A 16,048-nucleotide genomic window follows, 5' to 3' on the forward strand; every position below is an offset into this window, starting at 1 on the left:
TGAAAGCCTGGAGGCGATCGGGATCGGAGCCGCTGCTCCCAGGCACGTTGCTCCTAGGCACGTTGCTCCTTGGCGTGTTGCCGGTTGAGTGTGCGTCGCCGGTCGAGCCGGTCTTCGTCGTCGCCGAGGCGCTCATATCCAGGACCTCCTTGTGGGCGGAAACCGGTGGCTCCCGCCTCCCGGTATCTCATGTCTGGATGTTCTGGTTGACGTGGAACAGGTTGGTCGGGTCGTACGTGCGCTTGACCTCGACGAGGCGGGCATGGTTGTCCCCGTAGGTGGCGCGGATGCGGTCCTGGCCTTCGTCCATCATGAAATTCACGTACGCGCCGCCCACCGTGTAGGGGTGGACGGCTTCCCAGTAGTTCCGCGCCCATGAGGTCAGGTCGCCGGCCAGCGCGGGATCAGGGTCGATGCCGGCGATCACCATCGACCACGTGGCGTCGCGAAACTGCCACGCGGTCTCCTGCGCGCCGACGCTGTGCACCGCACCGTCGATCGGGTAGAGGTGCATCAGTGAGAGCTCACTCGGCGCCTTGGCCGCATGCTCAAGGTGAAGGTCGACGGCTTCGTCGGGCAGTTCGCGCACGATGTCGCCCTTCCAATACCATTGCAAGCCCGACGGAAGCAGCGGGTCGAACATGCGCTGCAAATCCGGGTAGCGCATAGTCGCGCACCCATCCAGCAGCGGATCCGGCAGGTCGGCCCGGAGCGGACCCATCACCTGCTCAGCCTCGTCAGCAGGACCGTTGAAGCAGCAGACGAGCGCGCAGATCTGGCGGCCCCACAGCTCCCTCGGGAACGCGTCCACCGACGGCACCTTCTTCAGCCCGAGGAACGGGGAGAAACGCCCGGGCGCCTTGGGCAGGAACTCCCGGTACCAGCGCATCACCTCACGGGCGTCGGAGATGTCGTAGAAGATGGGCCCGCCATATACCGTCGTGACCGGATGCAACCGATACCGGAAACCAGTCACCACGCCGAAGTTGCCGCCACCCCCGCGCAACGCCCAGAACAGGTCCGCATGCTCGTTCTCGCTGGCGGTGACGTACCGTCCGTCAGCCAAGACGATGTCGGCTTCGAGCAGATTGTCGATGGTCAGCCCGTGTTGCCGCGTCAGGTAGCCGTGCCCGCCGCCGAGCGTGAGCCCGGCGACACCGGTCGTGGACACGATGCCGGCGGGGAGGGCGAGCCCGAAAGCGTGGGTGACGTGGTCGACGTCCCCCTGAGTGCAGCCTGGCTCGACCCACGCGGTGCGCGCGTCCGGCTCGACGCGGATCCCCTTCATCGGTGACAAGTCGATCACCAACCCGTCATCGCAGCTAGCGAATCCCGCGCCGTTGTGGCCGCCACCGCGCACCGCGATCGGTAGGCCGAGGCCACGGCCGTAGTTCACCGCGTCCATCACGTCAGCGACACTCGTACACCGCACGATGGCACGCGGACGCTTGTCGATCATTCCGTTGTAGAGCTTGCGAGCGCCGTCGAAGCGGTCGTCGTCCGGTTCGATGACCTCTCCCCGGACGCGTTCGCGCAGGTCGTTCGTCATGTGATTCTCCCCTCGCTCTGGATGAATCGACGCTACGAGGACGCACGTCCGGCCGTCGTCGGGCATCCCACCCAACCGCCAAACGCGTATGTGAGTGAAACCACCCACATCCACCGTCGCCCTGGCAGGTCTGCGGCCATCGGCGCTCCAGGGAGATCAGACCGATGGGGAGGAATTCGCTACTACCCGGCCCGGGGTGCTAGGCCATGTTCGTGGGCGTACGCGGCAGCGGCGGTACGCGAGCCGCAGTCCAGTTTCACGAAGATGTTCGACAGGTGACGCTCCACAGTCCGCTCGCTGATGACCAATCGTTCGGCGATCTGACGATTCGTGCTCCCGGCCGCGACCTTGGCGAGCACCTCGATCTCTCGAGCTGTGAGCCCGCCAGCACTGCGAGTTTCGCCCAGCAGACTCGCGACGACCCTGGTGTCGCTGACCGCACCCAATCGCTCGAACACCCGGCCAGCCGCCTCGAGCTCCCGCGCCGCGCCGTCCCGGTCCCCACCGCGGCATACGCTCGAGCCAGCAGTACCCCTGCTCGGGCGGCGTCGTAGGACAACCCCAGCTCGCGCCATGTCCAGCACGCAGCTCGCAAGAGAGCCAACGCCGGTTCCGGCCGTTCCCGCGCGAGCAAGCAGGCGGCGCGGACGGCCTGCGACGTCGCGACGAATCCGTCGCAACCAAACCGCTCGGCGATAGCCGCGACCTCCTCAGCCGCCTCTTCGGCCAGCTCGACGTCCTCTCCGCGGAGCGCGATCTCGACCTGAGCGGCACGCAGCCGCAACCGCCCCAGCTGGTCGTCGTTGCCTGCTAGCGAGCTCGCGATCGCCGACGCTGCCAGCCCCTGCCGCCCCCGGTCGAGGTGCAGCAACGCCAAGCCGGGTTGCGGGTCACGCCCGCGGGCGCGCGCCTGCTCGTAGGCGTCCTCGGCCTGATCAAAGGCGCCACGAAGCCGGCGCAGCTCGCCGACCTGGTAGTGCGCCTCGGCAGCACTCGCGACGTGGATGTGTTCGAGATCCTCGCAGACCCGGGCCGCTTCCTCCTCGGCCTCGTCCCATCCCCCGGTCGCCTGCAACACCTGAGACCGGTGCACCCGGCAGATCCCCGTGAACAACACCGCCGCGGGCAATGTGGTGAGCCACTCCGTCGTCGCTCGGGTCCACGCCGCGGCGCGCCGGACGTCCCCGAGTTCGTGGCACGCAGCCATCAGGTGACAGTAGATGTTGCCGGCCCACTCAGGGCTCAACTCCTCGGTAAGCACCGCTACCATCGCCTCGTCTAGCAGCGCGAATCCTTCCACCGTCCGGCCCTGCTTCAAAAGAGCCCGCCCCTCACCGAGGATGCCCAAGGCCACGAGGTTCGGATCGGCGCACTCCCGGCCTAACGCACCGACACGGACAGCTGCAGCCGCAACCTGGTCACACTCCGGCCCACCCAGGCCTGCCTCAACTTCTGTCAGGTAGAGGAGGTAACCGCGCTCTGGCGCCTCAGGCTGATCCTCCAGTAGCCGCTGAGCCCGGCGGATCCATCCGGCCCCGAGCACGCCGTCGCCGCGCAGCAGCAAGTCAACGGCGATATGAATGGCCGCCATCGCGGCCCGCTCGGGCCGATCCCCGTCGAGGTAGCGACGGTACGCCTGCTCCCCCACCGCCAGCGATTCCTCGACCAGGCCAAGCCACCAAGCCGCGTCGGCGAGCGCGAATGTGCCGTCAGCCGACAGCGGCTCAACAGTCGCCGCCTCAATGAAGCCGCTGCGAGCAGCCTGCCAGTCACGTCGGCGATGGGCTTCCCAGGCCGCAGCCAACGTCTCACGCACGTCCGCCTCCTACCAACGCCAGGCCTCACTCTAGCCCGATCTGCCCAGTCAGGACCGACAGTGCCATGACCACACGTAGCCACCAACCCGGGCACCCACATCGGATCCTTGTCCTACGAGCAGGTGGTGCAGATCGACCATGCCGGGCCTCGCTCAGCGTGTCCGGTTCGCCGGGGTGGGGCGTCGGGTAGTAGGCGGGGCCGGGCGCTTGACTGGCAAGGCCGAGGAAGGAGGCGCGCTAAGGCCCGTGCCCCTGAGACGCCTCCGGCAGCGGGGGACCCGCCTCGCTCTTGAGGTATGCGAGAGCCTGCCAGCTACCGAACCTCGAGAACCAGCGACAGCTCCTCCCCCCAGCCCAGCCACCCTCAACATCCAACGTCCAGCGCAAGACGCCACTCGACACCCGGTTCGTTCTCACAGCCCCAGCGTCGCCTGGGCGCCAAATTCAGGCGCACGGATTTCCGGTGCACGACACTAGCTTCGGCTCCGGGACAATGGCAACGTTGCACACCGGAATCCGCCGGGGAACTTCGTCACCTCGGAGAAGTCCAGCGCCACCGGCTCAATGCCGTTCCCGCGCAGCACGTCGGCCAGTCGGTGCGCACGCTGGTCGATCACGATCCGGTCCGGTGCGAGCGCGACCGTGTTGACCATGAGGCTGCGCGCCTCGTCGCCGGTCGCCTCGATCAGCTCGAACCGGTCGGCCAGTTGCCGGCGCGCGCAGGGTGTCAGGGCCGCGGAATGGACGAACCCGAGCTGCGGCCCAACCATCGTGAACTTCGTGTCTAGGTGCACAACCCCACGCCCGGAGAACTCGATCGGCACAACCTCACGTGTGATCCCGGTCCGGGCGAACGCCTCGCGCAGTGCGGTGACGCCGGCGAGGTTGGTGGCCTCGCTGAGCCCAACCAGAACGTCGCTGTTGGTGACGATGACGTCGCCGCCTTCGATGAGCCCGCCGTCCAGGCGCTCCACCCGCGACATCTTGGGAAGCAGCGGGTCGAGTGCGCGCTGTTCCTTGCGCCGGATCGGGTCGCGCGAGCGGGCCAGGAAAAGTACATCGTCGACGGCGAAAGCGAGGTCGCGTGGGTAGAGCTGGATCGACACGTCGGACAGGTCTTCCAACGTGCGCGCAGTGGCTCCGGCGTCCCGGAGCACCTTGACGAAGGCGGAGTGCTGGCGTTGGGCGAGATCATGCTTGGGGACACGTACGCGGTTGTTCGACGCGTATCGCAGGCTGGCCAGGTCCGGGTAGCGCAGGGATCCCCAGATCAAGTCCCACCACCCGAATCGCTTGGAGGGGCCGACGATCACGTCCGTCAAAGGGGCGACATCACTGGGGTTCGAGATCTGAATCATGGCTTCTCTTCCTCGGACAGTTCAGATGTGCTCGGTGACATGAGTTTGTGCAGGCGACGACGGAGCTCCTGCCAGCGATCGTCGTCGGGGCAGGTGTCCGCGCCGCCGGCGATCTCAGCAATCATCGCGGCCCAGAAGTCCGGTTCGCGGTTGGCCGGGCCGAAGACCCGCTGTACTTCCCGCAGCGACTGGATGGCCCGGCGTCGATCTCCGGGGCCGCCGGTCACCACGCTGATCGCCGCCCGCAGCCGCCGGTCGGCCCGGTCAAGATCGAGCAGGCGCCGCAACTGGGCCAGGGGCTGCGCATGGTCGTCGATGCGCAGGCTGGTCCGCGGGCGTGACCCGGGCTCGGGCCCGACGACGAGGATGGCCGCGGCCTGCTGGCCACGCAGGTCGCCGCCCGCGCTCAAACCGGCCTCCAACGCTGCCAGCAGCCGGTCTTCCCACTCCCCTGAGGTGTTGCGATAGGCAGCGGCCATCTTCTCCCACGTACGGTCCACGGCGAGCAGATTTCCCTGGCAGACGAAGCCACCGCCGACCGTGTGTCCCGCGTGAGGAATACACAGCGCACCGCGGTGCACGGCCGGCGATGCGCGCACGCCGACCACGGCGGTCTGCCGCAACTGCTGGGCGCCGTCGGCGGCAGTGACCGCCGCCAGCGCCTCGTCCGCGGAAGCTCCGGCGGCCAACAGGTCGAGCAGTCGCTCGCCGTGCCCCGGATCGGGCACGCCCTGAGTGGCCACCGCGCCGACGCCGGGGCGGGCGAAGACGACGTCGCGTCCGATCGCGAAAGCGTGCGAAGCCACGGCCACCCCAAGTTCACCAGTGGTCTCGTTGCGGGCGACGATCGAGTAGGTCATGGGCGCTCCGGTCCGTCTCGTTCCTCCACGATCGCGGCGTACAGGGCGGCGCCGATCGGCAGGCACTTCTCGTCTATCCGCAGGGTCGGCGCGTGAACGTCACCCGCGTCGGCGGCGCCCGCACCGACGAAGACCATGGCGGCCGGCACGTGTTCGGCGATCAGTCCGAAGTCTTCGGCCGCGGCGACCGGCTCCTGCAATGTCAGCACCGCATGCTCTCCGGCCACGTGCTGGGCAGCGGCGCACGCGCGAGTGTAGGCGGCCTCGGCGTTGACGGTCGCTGGAGCGTTCGGCCCTGGCCAGGCGACGCTGCCTGCCACGCCGTGCTCCGCGCACACCCGTTCGACGAGGTGTCGCAGCCGCTCGCGCGCATCACGTCGTGCGCCGTCGGTGTAGGCACGCAGGGTGCCGCTCAGCGACGCCCGGGTCGGCTGCACGTTGGGAGCCGCACCGGCCCGGAGTACACCCACCGACACGATGCCAGGTTCGGCCGCCTTCACCATCGTCTGCCCCAGGTCCGCAATGGCCGTCGTCACCGCTGCGGCCGCTGTCACGGCTCCACCCCGGGTCGCGGCGGAGCCGTGACCACCCTTGCCGGACACGACGACTTCAAACGGATCACTTGAAGCCATGATCGTGCCAGCCCGCGTCGCCAGCAGCCCCGTTGGCAAGGGTGGCGCTATATGCAATGCGTAGGCTTCGTCGACGCCGTCGACGGCGCCTTCGTCCAGCAGTATTCGTGCTCCGCCGTGGCCTTCCTCTCCCGGCTGAAAGGCGAACAGTACGGTCCCGGCGAACCGGTCGCGACGTCGGGCCAGCAGGTGCACCGCGCCCAGCAGCATCGCGGTGTGTGCGTCGTGCCCACATGCGTGCATGACACCCGGGTGCCGCGAGCGGAACGGCACTCCGGCGGGTTCGTCGACGGGCAGAGCGTCCATGTCGGCCCGGAGCAGGATCGTCGGTCCGCTACCGGTGCCATCGAGCCGAGCCAGAACCGAACTCTGCTGCTGCCCGGTGCTGATGGTCAAGGGGAGGCCGGCGAGCGCGTCGAGGACGTACTGCTGCGTCAGCGGTAGGTGCAGCCCCAGTTCGGGGCGCCGATGCAGGTCGCGCCGCCACTGCACGAGCCTCGCCGTCATCATCTCGGCCTCGTGCCGCAGTGCGCTCTCAGCCGTGGGTTCAGTGATCATGACGGTTCGCCTTGTGCGACGACGGCGGTGGTCAGCGCGGCCAGTGCGCGCACTCCTTCATGAAGATGGATGATGTCGGTGCGTTCCTGCGCCGAGTGACTGACCCCGCCGAGGCTCGCCACGAACAGCATCGCCGTTGGCACACCGGACCGGGCCATCTCACACGCGTCGTGAAGCGGGCCGCTGACCAGCCGTGGCGAACTGTCGCAGAGCACACCGACGACTCCGGCCGCGGCGTCGACGAGCTTCGGATCGAAGTGCACCGGGTCAGTGCGCCATAACTGTTCCAACTCCACCACGACCCCCTCGGCTGCGCAGATGTCATCGAGGGTGGCGCTCAGCCGCTGCCACAGATCGGCCAGCCGCCGCGCGTCCTCGTGCCGGACGTCGAGGGTGAACACAGCCGTGTCCGCCACCGCGGTGGGAGTACCCGGGGACGCGTCGATCGCCCCGCAGGTCACCAGCCCACCGGTTTCCAGAGCCAGGTCGCGTGCCCACACGAGGAACCGCGCGGCGGCGGTGACCGGGTCGCGACGCACGTCCATCGGTGTGCCGCCCGCATGTGACGGGGTGCCGCGCAGAGTCACCCGGTGCCGCTCGACACCCAGCGACCCGGTGACGGCTGCCAATGACTTGCCGGAGGCTTCCAACCGCGGCCCCTGCTCGATGTGCAGCTCAAGGTAGGCCACGACGTCTCGCATCGTCGCTCGTGCCTCGCTCAGCCGCTCCAGTTCGACGCCGTATGCGGGGAGCACGTCGGCGGGCGTGTTCCCGTCTCGGTCGCTGAGCTGGGCAAACGCCTCTACGTCAAGGGATCCTGCGGCGATCCCCGAACCAAACAGGCTGCGCCCAAAACGGGCACCTTCTTCGTCGGCCCAGTCGGTCACCCGAATCGTGAGAGCGGGCGGATCCGGCTCCGCGGCCAGGGTCCGCAGGATTTCGAGTGCGGACATGACACCGTAGGCGCCGTCCAGGTTGCCACCGTCGGGGACCGAATCCAGGTGACTTCCGAGGACGAGTGTGCGCTCAGATCGGCCGGCGAGTGTGGCATGCAGGTTGCCGGCCGCATCCTGCGCGAGAGTGACACCGGGGATGTCGGACACCAGCTGGCCGAACAGCTCGCGCCCCGATTGCCACGTCGGGGTCCAGCACAGGCGCTGCACGCCGCCGGCGTCTCGGGTGCGGGCTTCCAGCGCGGCGAGGTCCCGGGTGACACGCGTCGGATCAACCGGCAGCGCCCAGTAGGCCCGCAGCAACGCGGCCAGCCGTTCGGATCGGTCGACGTGCGGCAGGTGCCCGAGGCCGGGCACGATATGTGCCTCGGTGGAACAGGCCGCGGCCAGCGCCCGGACCCGGTCGGGACCATTGGTCCGATCGGCCGCTCCCCCGATGATCAGCCGCGGCACACTCACCAAACCCGCGATCGGCGTCAGCGGCGTACAGAACCCTGCCTCCAGAATCGCCACCGCCTCGTCGACGTCACGCTGGGATGCTCGCCCGGCGGCGGCGGCGATCACCTGGTCCGGTGTTCCCGGCGGGTACGAGTAGGTCCGGATCGTCTCGGCGAAGAACTCCGCCGGTCCACGTTCCCGAACGGCAGCGGCCATCAAAGCGAACATGTCCCGCTCCGCCCCCGGTCCGGTCCCAACCGTCGCGACAGTCCGCACGAGCTCGGGATGTTTCGCCGCAAGGGCAAGCGCCACACCGCCACCAAACGACGACCCCAGCACGTGTGTGCGGCTGACGCCGCGGGCACGCAGCATCCGGACGACGGCGTCCACGCAGCCGTCCAGGTCGAACTCGCCGCCAAGCTGCGATCCACCGTGGCCAGGCAGGTCGACGGCGATGACGCGGAAGGTGTCTGGCAGCACGCCGGCGAAACCTCGCCACTCATCGGCGATGCCGTTGATGCCGTGCACCAGGGTGACGACAACGTGCGCGTCCGGCATGGCTGACCGTTCCCAGCCTGCGACCACGCCGCTGGCACCGGCACACTCGACAGGCACGAATGTCATATCAGGACCCTCCGAGCAGGCCCGGCGTATGGGGCGAGCCGTGGTAGTGCACCATCAGCCAGCGCCCGTTTTCGCGGCGGTAGACCTCGGTGCAGCGATAAACCTGGTCAAGCGCACCACCGGCTTCGGCACCCGCGTCAGAGCCGAAATCGACCGCCAGCCGGCTCATGCAGTGGACCACGGCGAGGTCGCCCTCGATGATGTAGCCCTCGTCCCACGCTTCGGACAGCCCGGGACCGCGACCGGCGTCGGCCACGATCTGCCGAAGCGTCTTCCACAGCTCGATCAGGGCATCCCGGCCGAAAAAGTTCGACCCGACGGTGTTCCACATCACCAGGCCGGGATGGACGTTTTCGCGCAGCCATTCGTCATCGGCGTCGCTGTTGGCTCGCACCCAGCCTTCGTGTAGCGCTTTGATGGCCTCAAGATCAGCGGTCATGTCGGTCATGCCTGTCCCTTCGTTCTCTGCGCGAGTGCCTTCGGTCTCCGCTCATCCCGGGGGTCAGCCGGCGCGGGCGGCCGCGAGTGCGGCCAGGGCTGTGGGCGCTTCGTCCGGGGCGGCGGCGAGGTCGATGGCGATCTCGTCCACGCCTGCCTGGCGGTATTCGCTGATGCGTGCGGCCACGTCGTCGGGGGTGCAGGCCACCGCCATCCGGGCCACGTCGGTGGCGGGGTCGCAGCCGGGCGCGATGATGTCGAGCACCTGCGGCGAGAAGATCCCCAGGGTTGGCCGGAGCCGGTCGGCGGCCTCGGCAGCCGTTGAGGTGATGGCGCCGAATGCCTGGGCGGTCACTCGGAATGACTCGCGCGCCCGCCCGTTGGCCGTCAGTACCCGTTCGACGCGTTCCACAGAAGCGGCGAGGTACTCCATCGAAGCGCCGGTCGACAGCGATACACCGTCAGCGATCTCGGCGGATAGCTCCAACATGCGCGGGCGGATCGCCATCACGTCCAGCGCCGGCGGAACCGCTTGCGGCATCGTCTGATACCCGTCGAAGACATGGCGGGCAAATGTGCCGGTGAGTGCCTCTCCCGCGAGGGCGCCGCGGGTCGCGCCGACATATTCGCGCACGTGCGCCAGCGAGCCGGTCTCGCCTCCGATCCGGGAGACCAGGCGGGCATCACCGAGACCCAGCTGGGCGCGGACCCGGCCCGGCCCCAGTTCGGACAGCCCGGCCAGCTCCATCGCCAGCACGGCGGGGTGCCGGCTGACCGGTGCAGGGCCGACGACGCCGACGTCGAGCCCCGGAAACTTGTTGATCATCACCGCGGCGGGCACGATCGCGTCGCGGAATCCGACGTGCTCGCAGTACCAGAGGCCGTCCAGCCCGGCCTGTTCCGCCTGCTCGGCAACCTGCAGCGACGTGTTGATCGGGGCGAACCCGCTGAAACTCACGCTGATGCGCATGACACCACCCGCCTTTTATTGGCCATTTGGCCAAAATAAACCACTGGGCAGCCGCGGTCAACTCACACCGGTACCCTCGTTGACCATGCCGAAGATCGTCGACCACGCCGCCCGCAGACTCGAACTCGTCGACGCCTGCCTGCGCGTCGTCGCGAATGCCGGCCTGCCCGGCACAACCACTCGCGAGATCGCCCGCGAGGCCGGCGTGTCGCACGGCATCATCGCGCACTACTTCGACAGCAAGGACGAGATTCTGCGCGCCGCCCTACAGCGCTCCTACAACCTGCTGGCCGAACGCATTCAGGCCGAGCTCACCGGCCTCAACGGAGCGGCAGCACTGCGCCAGGCCCTGCTGGCCGCACTCCCCGCCGACGACGCCGGCCGCACCGGCGAACAGATCGAGCTCGCCCTTTGGGGGTACGCACTCGGCAACCCGGCCGTCGCAGACGAGCGCTGGCACACCTACGCGGAATGGCAGCGTGCACTAGAGGTCCTGGTCCGCGACGCCCAGGTCCGCGGCGAACTGGACACCACACACGACGCCAGCCGGGTCGCCGAGGCATTCGTCGCCATGATCGACGGCCTCGGCGTGCAGACTGCCCTCTATCCAGAACGCCAGGACCCACAGCGCCAGCGCGACATCATCGACATGACACTGCGCGCCTTCGGCGCCGCGGTGCCCGAACTAGACGACTGAACCCCGGTCGCCGCTCACCTAGCCGCCAGGATCTTCGACGCTGACCATTGACACGGCTCACATCCGGCGGCTTATATTGGCCACCTGGCCAATATAAAGGCAGGGGAATCCATGACCGCGTCCGGCGCTCGTACCAGCGCGCCCACACCCGCCCGGCTGAGCGCCTCCTACTACCCCGCGCTCACCATGGCGAGCACAAGCCTGTGGGCGATGATCCTCGGCCCGGTCCTGTCCACCATCCCCTCCCAGGTGGCCGAACTTGCGCCGCAGCAGCGCATCTTCGCCCTGGCCATGGTCACCGGCATCGGTGGTGTGGTCGGCATCGTCGGCAACCCGCTCATCGGGCGGCTGAGCGACGCCACCCGCAGCCGCCTCGGCCGCCGTCGTCCCTGGATCATCGCCGGGCTGGCAGTGATCCTCCCCGCCTCGCTGACCGCCGGGAACGCCGGATCTCTTGCCGAGCTGGTGCTGTGGTGGAGCATGCTGCAACTGGGCGCGAACATGCTCATGGCCCCGTTGACAGCGACCATCCCCGACCTGGTCCCCGTCGACCGGCGCGGGGTGGCCTCGGCCTGCCTCGGGATCTCGTGGGCCGTCGCCCCCGTCCTAGGAACCGCAGTCCAGGCGTTCACCGGCTCAGCCCGGCTCACCTACCCGATTCTGGCCGCCATCATCGCGACATCGCACCTGCTCTTCCTGCTCACGCTCCGCGGTGATCGCACCCAGCCATCCGCACGCCCGGATCGCACCCAGCCATCCGCACGCCCGAAGTCCACGGCACCCCGCCTGCTGCGCGCCCTGCCCCAGAGCCGCGACTTCTCGCTCGCCTGGATCCACCGGTTCCTGTTCGCACTCGGGCAGAACGCCGCGTTGTCGTACCTGTTCTACTACCTGCAGGACGTCATCCGATACGAACGGCTGCACCCGAACAGCTCGACCGATGAAGGCGTCCTCATCCTCACCGCGATCTATACCCCGTGTGTCATCATCGCCGCCCTGACCGCCGGGACACTCGCCGACCGGACCCACCGCCACAAGGTCTACATCGTCGGCGCCACCATCATTTTCGCCGGCGGTGCCTTCCTGGGCGCCTTCACCGGTAGCTGGAACGGCGTACTCGTGCTGGCGGCACTGACCGGAATCGGGTTCGGCGCCTATGAGGCCGTCAGCATGGCGATGGTCATCCAGCTCCTGCCCGACCAAGAACGCCGGGCGCGCGACCTCAGCCTCATCAATGTCGCCACCCTGATCGCCATCGCCATCGGCCCTGCCGTTGCCGCCGGACTGATCAGCCTGTCCGGATACGTGCTGATGTTCGTGATCGCTGGCATCTCCGTTCTGGCCAGCGGCGCGATCGTCGTCCTCATCCGGGCGACACGTTGACCCCTGCCGCACACTCGGAAGGAAACACCATGCCGGAAGGAAACGCCTTGAACGCCCTCACTGGAACCTGGCACGCCACACTCGCCAGCCCGCTCGGACCGATCTCTATCGTCTTCGAGTTCGCCGAAACCGACGGCCGGGTCCACGGCACGAGCACCGCCAACGCGGAGACAGTCGCCCTGTCGAACGTCACGATCAAACCCGGCGAGGGCGGAACGCTGCGAGCAACCTGGGGCGCGGACGTGACCCGGCCGGTCTCCGTCCACCTCGACTTCGATGTCACCGTTGCCGGCGACACCCTGACCGGATCAGCCAAAGCCGGAATGCTCATGCCCAACGGCGCCGTTACCGGCACCCGACACCCCTAGCCCGCGCGAATAGGGGCCGGCTCCTTGCGGCCCCGAAGCAGCCGAGGCGCGCCGACGTCATACGGCAGAATCTCCTGCTGTGACTATCCGCATACTGATCGCCGACGACCAGGAGATGGTCCGACGGGGCATTCGGCGCATCGTGGAGAGCCAGACCGACATGCAGGTCGTCGGGGAGGCGGACAATGGCGTCGACGCCGTGGAGTTGGCTCGCACGCTGAAGCCAGACGTGGCCCTGGTGGACATCCGGATGCCGCGGATGGATGGCTTGGCGGTGACCCGCCAGCTCGCCGGACCAGAGGTGCGCGATCCGATCCGGGTGGTCGTCATCACCACGTTCGACCTGGACGAGTACGTCTACCCGGCGCTGCGCTTCGGGGCGTCCGGGTTCGTTCTCAAGCGCTCGGGGCCGACGTTGCTCATGGAGGCGGTACGAGCGGCGATGACGGGCGACAGTCTGATCAGCCCATCCGTCACCGTACGGCTGTTGCAACACGTCACCGGCGCCGCGACGACCAGGCGCAAGTATCGGGACTCGGCCCTGACCGAGCGGGAGATCGAGATCGCCGGCAAGGTGGCCGAGGGACTGACGAACTCCGACATCGCGGCCGAGTTGTTCATCTCGGCCGGTACGGTCAAGACCCACGTGGCGAGCATCCAGCGGAAAATGGGGGTGCGCAACCGGGTGGGGGTAGCCGTTCGCGCCTGGGAGCTCGGGTACGCCACTGGCCGGACACCAGGCTGAGCGAGGCCCGCGGCCACGGATCTGCCGTTCGGCGGATGCGCGGAATCCATACGTGTGCTCACCGCTCACGGTCCGGAAACTGTGCGTAGCCTCGCTTCCATGACCTACGAAACCACCATCCGTGGCGGCCGTCGGCGCGTGAGTGCGATGGCAGCTGCGTTGATGCTGGTGCCTGCCGTCATGACACCCCCCAGTACCTATCCGCTGGCGATAACGGCCGCGTTGGTCCTCGCCGTCGCGATCCTGGCGTGGCCGATCGGCCGGGTCACGCTCAGCGTCGCCGCCGGCTGCACCGCCGCCCTCTCGCTGGCGCTGAACCTCGCTTACTTCGGCCAGCCGGGGCACGCGCTGGTGTGGTTACCGTTCGAGCTGGCCGCGCTGCTCGTGCTCTTGGTGCGGGTGATCCGGTGGGTGCCGACCCCGCGGGTGGCGGCCATCGGCGCGCTCACCGGCGCAGCCGCGATCCTGCTCCCGCTGCGCTTCACTCTCCACGAACCGTCCTCCGGGCTGCGTGAGTCGGTGTTCGTGGTGGCGGTGGCCGTCTTACCGGCCGCCTGCGCCGCGGGTGTGGGCCTGTATCTGCGTGCGCTGGAGAACCGTCGGGTCCGTGCCGTCCAGCAGGCCAGACGGCAGCAGCGGCTCGAGGTCGCCGCCAACCTGCACGACTTCGTCGCGCACGAGGTGACCGGCATCGTCGTGGAGTCGCAGGCCGCACAGTTCGAGGACCTGGCGCCGACGGAGTACCGAGAGATCCTCGCCCGGATCGAGCAGGCGGGACAGCGGGCCCTGGGTTCCACGGACCAGACCATCGCCGCGCTGCGCGCCGCGGAAGAGGAACGCGGTGAGCCGCCGTCTACCCGGCAGCACGGGCCGGCGGACCTGGTCGAGTTGGTCGACCGGTTCTCCGCGACGTCCCCGGCCGAGGTGCGGCTGTCCCTGCCGCCTGGCCTGCTCGACGCCGTCTCTCGGGAGATCCAGGACACGGCGTACCGGGTAGTCCTGGAGGCGCTGACCAACGTCCGCCGGCACGCCGCGCGCGCGGGCCGGGTGGACGTCGTCGCCCGGAGGACCGACGACGGAGCAGTCGAGGTCACCATCGTGGACGACGGGGGTGGCGCGGCCCCCACCACCCGGCAGGCCGGCGGCACCGGTTTGGCGGGCCTCGCCGCCCGGGTCAGCGCCCTGGGCGGCGCGCTGGACGCCCGTCCCCACGACGACGGCTGGCGGGTCACCTGCCTGTTCCCCGCGCCTCGCTGATCCGAGATATCTGCCGATCGGCAGATGTGCGTGCCCTCCCCGACTCGCCATGCTCTGAGGCAGTGCATCAACCCACACCTCAGGAGGAACCATGGCGTCTTGGACGACGCGCTCGAAGCAGCCTGCCACCATCGCCGCGGTGGCGGCGCTCGCCACCACGCTGAGCATCGTCGGCTGCGGTGTGGACGCCTCCTCGGCGGATCCGGAGTCGAAGACCTTCTCGTACTCAGGCGACACCCTGCATCTCGATACGAACGAGGTCGCCACCAAGGTCATCGTGACGGACCGGGACGACATCAAGGTCACCCGCTGGTTCGACTCCAGGGCCGGCAACCAGCGCCTGGTGTGGGAGCTCGAGGGTGACGCCCTCGAGATCGACGCCGGCTGCAGTGGCATTGCCATCTGCGACGCGAAGTTCGAGGTGGAGATCCCGAAAGGGCTCACCGTCGTCAAAGACGGCGTCGAACTGGAGACGAAGTAACCATGCTGGAACTCCTCGACATCACCAAGGTCTACCGGGGCGGCAAACGCGCGGTGGACGGCCTGACCCTCAGCCTCCAGCCCGGCATGCTCGGGCTGCTGGGCCCCAACGGCGCGGGTAAGTCGTCGCTGATGCGTATCGCCGCCACCGTCACCCGGCCCACCAGCGGAAAGCTGCTCTTCCACGGAGAGAACGCGGTGGCCCGGCCACAGGCGTTGCGCAAGGCGCTGGGCTATCTGCCGCAAGACTTCGGTGTCTACCCCAACCTGACCTCGAGCGAGTTTCTGCTCTACCTCGCTTCGGCTAAGGGCCTGTCAGCCAAATCGGCCAAACCGCGCATCGACGAGCTCCTGGAACTCGTCAACCTCACCGAGGTGGTGAAGCGTCCATTGGGTAAGTACTCGGGCGGCCAATTACGTAGGGTCGGCATCGCCCAGGTACTGCTCGGCGACCCGCAGGTGATCATCGTCGACGAGCCCACCGCGGGGCTCGACCCGGAGGAGCGGGTCCGGTTTCGCAATCTGCTCAGCGACCTGGCCGCTGACCGGGTGGTCCTGCTCTCCACCCACATCGTCTCGGATGTGGAGTCCGTCGCGTCCGACATCGCGGTGGTCGCAGGCGGGCGGCTGCAGAGCCGCGGCACACCCGAGGAGCTGCTGCGCTCGGCTGCCGGACAGGTGTGGGAGATGCTGGTGGACCCCGGCTCCGTCGCGCTGATCCAGTCGCAGTACACGGTCATCCGGATGGTGCGGACCATCAAGGGCGTCCGGATACGTCTCCTCGCCCAGGAACGCCCGGCGGGTGAGGCGGAGCCGCTGGCCCCCGATCTCGAGGACGCCTATCTCGCTGTTGTCCGGGGCGCGGAGGGCCCGCCGAGGCTCGGCGGGCAGCAACAACGGCACCCCGCGCGGACCGCGTGA

The 16,048-nt window shown here is 68.5% G+C and carries 17 protein-coding genes; 7 read left to right on the forward strand and 10 right to left on the reverse strand.

What is annotated here, in order from left to right; genetic code table 11:
• Positions 1-53 precede the first annotated feature (53 nt).
• From G8760_RS29820 to G8760_RS11415, 10 genes are all read right to left on the reverse strand, one after another.
• Complete coding sequence (locus tag G8760_RS29820; protein WP_207782248.1) at positions 54-191, reverse strand: hypothetical protein; 138 nt, start codon at positions 189-191, stop codon at positions 54-56.
• On the reverse strand, positions 188-1,549 hold the full coding sequence (locus G8760_RS11380; protein ID WP_166350945.1) for an FAD-binding oxidoreductase: 1,362 nt from the start codon (positions 1,547-1,549) through the stop codon (positions 188-190). Before G8760_RS11380 ends, G8760_RS29820 begins: the two co-directional genes overlap by 4 nt.
• Before the next feature lie 182 nt (positions 1,550-1,731).
• Positions 1,732-1,869, reverse strand: coding sequence for a response regulator transcription factor (locus tag G8760_RS31095; protein ID WP_425502312.1), 138 nt, complete (start codon positions 1,867-1,869; stop codon positions 1,732-1,734).
• Positions 1,806-3,365, reverse strand: coding sequence for a hypothetical protein (locus G8760_RS30255; protein ID WP_246222506.1), 1,560 nt, complete (start codon positions 3,363-3,365; stop codon positions 1,806-1,808). The genes G8760_RS31095 and G8760_RS30255 overlap by 64 nt, the downstream gene beginning before the upstream one ends.
• 474 nt (positions 3,366-3,839) lie before the next feature.
• Positions 3,840-4,724: a dimethylarginine dimethylaminohydrolase family protein gene (locus tag G8760_RS11390; RefSeq protein ID WP_166350949.1), complete on the reverse strand. Its 885-nt coding sequence runs from the start codon at positions 4,722-4,724 to the stop codon at positions 3,840-3,842.
• Complete coding sequence (locus tag G8760_RS11395) at positions 4,721-5,584, reverse strand: DUF1028 domain-containing protein (protein WP_166350951.1); 864 nt, start codon at positions 5,582-5,584, stop codon at positions 4,721-4,723. The genes G8760_RS11390 and G8760_RS11395 overlap by 4 nt, the downstream gene beginning before the upstream one ends.
• Positions 5,581-6,774 carry a M20 metallopeptidase family protein gene (locus G8760_RS11400; protein ID WP_166350954.1) on the reverse strand — a complete coding sequence of 398 codons (1,194 nt, stop codon included), beginning with the start codon at positions 6,772-6,774 and terminating at the stop codon, positions 5,581-5,583. Before G8760_RS11400 ends, G8760_RS11395 begins: the two co-directional genes overlap by 4 nt.
• Complete coding sequence (locus tag G8760_RS11405; protein ID WP_166350956.1) at positions 6,771-8,789, reverse strand: hydantoinase/carbamoylase family amidase; 2,019 nt, start codon at positions 8,787-8,789, stop codon at positions 6,771-6,773. Before G8760_RS11405 ends, G8760_RS11400 begins: the two co-directional genes overlap by 4 nt.
• Position 8,790: 1 nt before the next feature.
• Complete coding sequence (locus G8760_RS11410) at positions 8,791-9,237, reverse strand: YybH family protein (RefSeq protein ID WP_166350958.1); 447 nt, start codon at positions 9,235-9,237, stop codon at positions 8,791-8,793.
• 54 nt (positions 9,238-9,291) lie between these two features.
• Positions 9,292-10,197 (reverse strand): LLM class flavin-dependent oxidoreductase, encoded by a 906-nt coding sequence (locus G8760_RS11415; RefSeq protein WP_166350960.1) that lies wholly within the window; start codon positions 10,195-10,197, stop codon positions 9,292-9,294.
• 85 nt (positions 10,198-10,282) lie between these two features.
• Between G8760_RS11415 and G8760_RS11420 the strand changes: the two genes are divergently transcribed.
• The 7 genes from G8760_RS11420 to G8760_RS11450 all read left to right on the forward strand — a co-directional run bounded on the left by G8760_RS11420 (position 10,283) and on the right by G8760_RS11450 (position 16,048).
• The gene (locus G8760_RS11420) at positions 10,283-10,894 is read left to right on the forward strand and encodes a TetR/AcrR family transcriptional regulator (RefSeq protein WP_166350962.1); all 612 of its coding nucleotides are present in this window, start codon (positions 10,283-10,285) and stop codon (positions 10,892-10,894) included.
• Between the two features lie 111 nt (positions 10,895-11,005).
• Positions 11,006-12,277 (forward strand): MFS transporter, encoded by a 1,272-nt coding sequence (locus G8760_RS11425; RefSeq protein ID WP_166350964.1) that lies wholly within the window; start codon positions 11,006-11,008, stop codon positions 12,275-12,277.
• A gap of 29 nt (positions 12,278-12,306) precedes the next feature.
• Positions 12,307-12,645 carry a hypothetical protein gene (locus G8760_RS11430; RefSeq protein WP_166350966.1) on the forward strand — a complete coding sequence of 113 codons (339 nt, stop codon included), beginning with the start codon at positions 12,307-12,309 and terminating at the stop codon, positions 12,643-12,645.
• 79 nt (positions 12,646-12,724) lie between these two features.
• Positions 12,725-13,390: a response regulator gene (locus G8760_RS11435; protein ID WP_166350968.1), complete on the forward strand. Its 666-nt coding sequence runs from the start codon at positions 12,725-12,727 to the stop codon at positions 13,388-13,390.
• Positions 13,391-13,489: 99 nt separating this feature from the next.
• Positions 13,490-14,647 carry a sensor histidine kinase gene (locus G8760_RS11440; protein ID WP_207782249.1) on the forward strand — a complete coding sequence of 386 codons (1,158 nt, stop codon included), beginning with the start codon at positions 13,490-13,492 and terminating at the stop codon, positions 14,645-14,647.
• 91 nt (positions 14,648-14,738) lie between these two features.
• Positions 14,739-15,128: a hypothetical protein gene (locus G8760_RS11445; RefSeq protein ID WP_166350970.1), complete on the forward strand. Its 390-nt coding sequence runs from the start codon at positions 14,739-14,741 to the stop codon at positions 15,126-15,128.
• A 2-nt stretch (positions 15,129-15,130) separates the two neighbouring features.
• Positions 15,131-16,048: an ABC transporter ATP-binding protein gene (locus G8760_RS11450; protein WP_166350972.1), complete on the forward strand. Its 918-nt coding sequence runs from the start codon at positions 15,131-15,133 to the stop codon at positions 16,046-16,048.

Origin of the sequence: Phytoactinopolyspora limicola (assembly GCF_011320225.1) — a bacterium.
Classification (GTDB): domain Bacteria; phylum Actinomycetota; class Actinomycetes; order Jiangellales; family Jiangellaceae; genus Phytoactinopolyspora; species Phytoactinopolyspora limicola.

Excerpts from the sequence above, each read along its gene's own strand:
- G8760_RS29820 (WP_207782248.1), bottom strand. The coding sequence starts at position 191 with ATGAGATACCGGGAGGCGGGAGCCACCGGTTTCCGCCCACAAGGAGGT.
- G8760_RS11380 (WP_166350945.1), bottom strand. The coding sequence starts at position 1,549 with ATGACGAACGACCTGCGCGAACGCGTCCGGGGAGAGGTCATCGAACCG.
- G8760_RS11390 (WP_166350949.1), bottom strand. The coding sequence starts at position 4,724 with ATGATTCAGATCTCGAACCCCAGTGATGTCGCCCCTTTGACGGACGTG.
- G8760_RS11395 (WP_166350951.1), bottom strand. The coding sequence starts at position 5,584 with ATGACCTACTCGATCGTCGCCCGCAACGAGACCACTGGTGAACTTGGG.
- G8760_RS11400 (WP_166350954.1), bottom strand. The coding sequence starts at position 6,774 with ATGATCACTGAACCCACGGCTGAGAGCGCACTGCGGCACGAGGCCGAG.
- G8760_RS11405 (WP_166350956.1), bottom strand. The coding sequence starts at position 8,789 with ATGACATTCGTGCCTGTCGAGTGTGCCGGTGCCAGCGGCGTGGTCGCA.
- G8760_RS11410 (WP_166350958.1), bottom strand. The coding sequence starts at position 9,237 with ATGACCGACATGACCGCTGATCTTGAGGCCATCAAAGCGCTACACGAA.
- G8760_RS11415 (WP_166350960.1), bottom strand. The coding sequence starts at position 10,197 with ATGCGCATCAGCGTGAGTTTCAGCGGGTTCGCCCCGATCAACACGTCG.
- G8760_RS11420 (WP_166350962.1), top strand. The coding sequence starts at position 10,283 with ATGCCGAAGATCGTCGACCACGCCGCCCGCAGACTCGAACTCGTCGAC.
- G8760_RS11425 (WP_166350964.1), top strand. The coding sequence starts at position 11,006 with ATGACCGCGTCCGGCGCTCGTACCAGCGCGCCCACACCCGCCCGGCTG.
- G8760_RS11430 (WP_166350966.1), top strand. The coding sequence starts at position 12,307 with ATGCCGGAAGGAAACGCCTTGAACGCCCTCACTGGAACCTGGCACGCC.
- G8760_RS11440 (WP_207782249.1), top strand. The coding sequence starts at position 13,490 with ATGACCTACGAAACCACCATCCGTGGCGGCCGTCGGCGCGTGAGTGCG.
- G8760_RS11445 (WP_166350970.1), top strand. The coding sequence starts at position 14,739 with ATGGCGTCTTGGACGACGCGCTCGAAGCAGCCTGCCACCATCGCCGCG.
- G8760_RS11450 (WP_166350972.1), top strand. The coding sequence starts at position 15,131 with ATGCTGGAACTCCTCGACATCACCAAGGTCTACCGGGGCGGCAAACGC.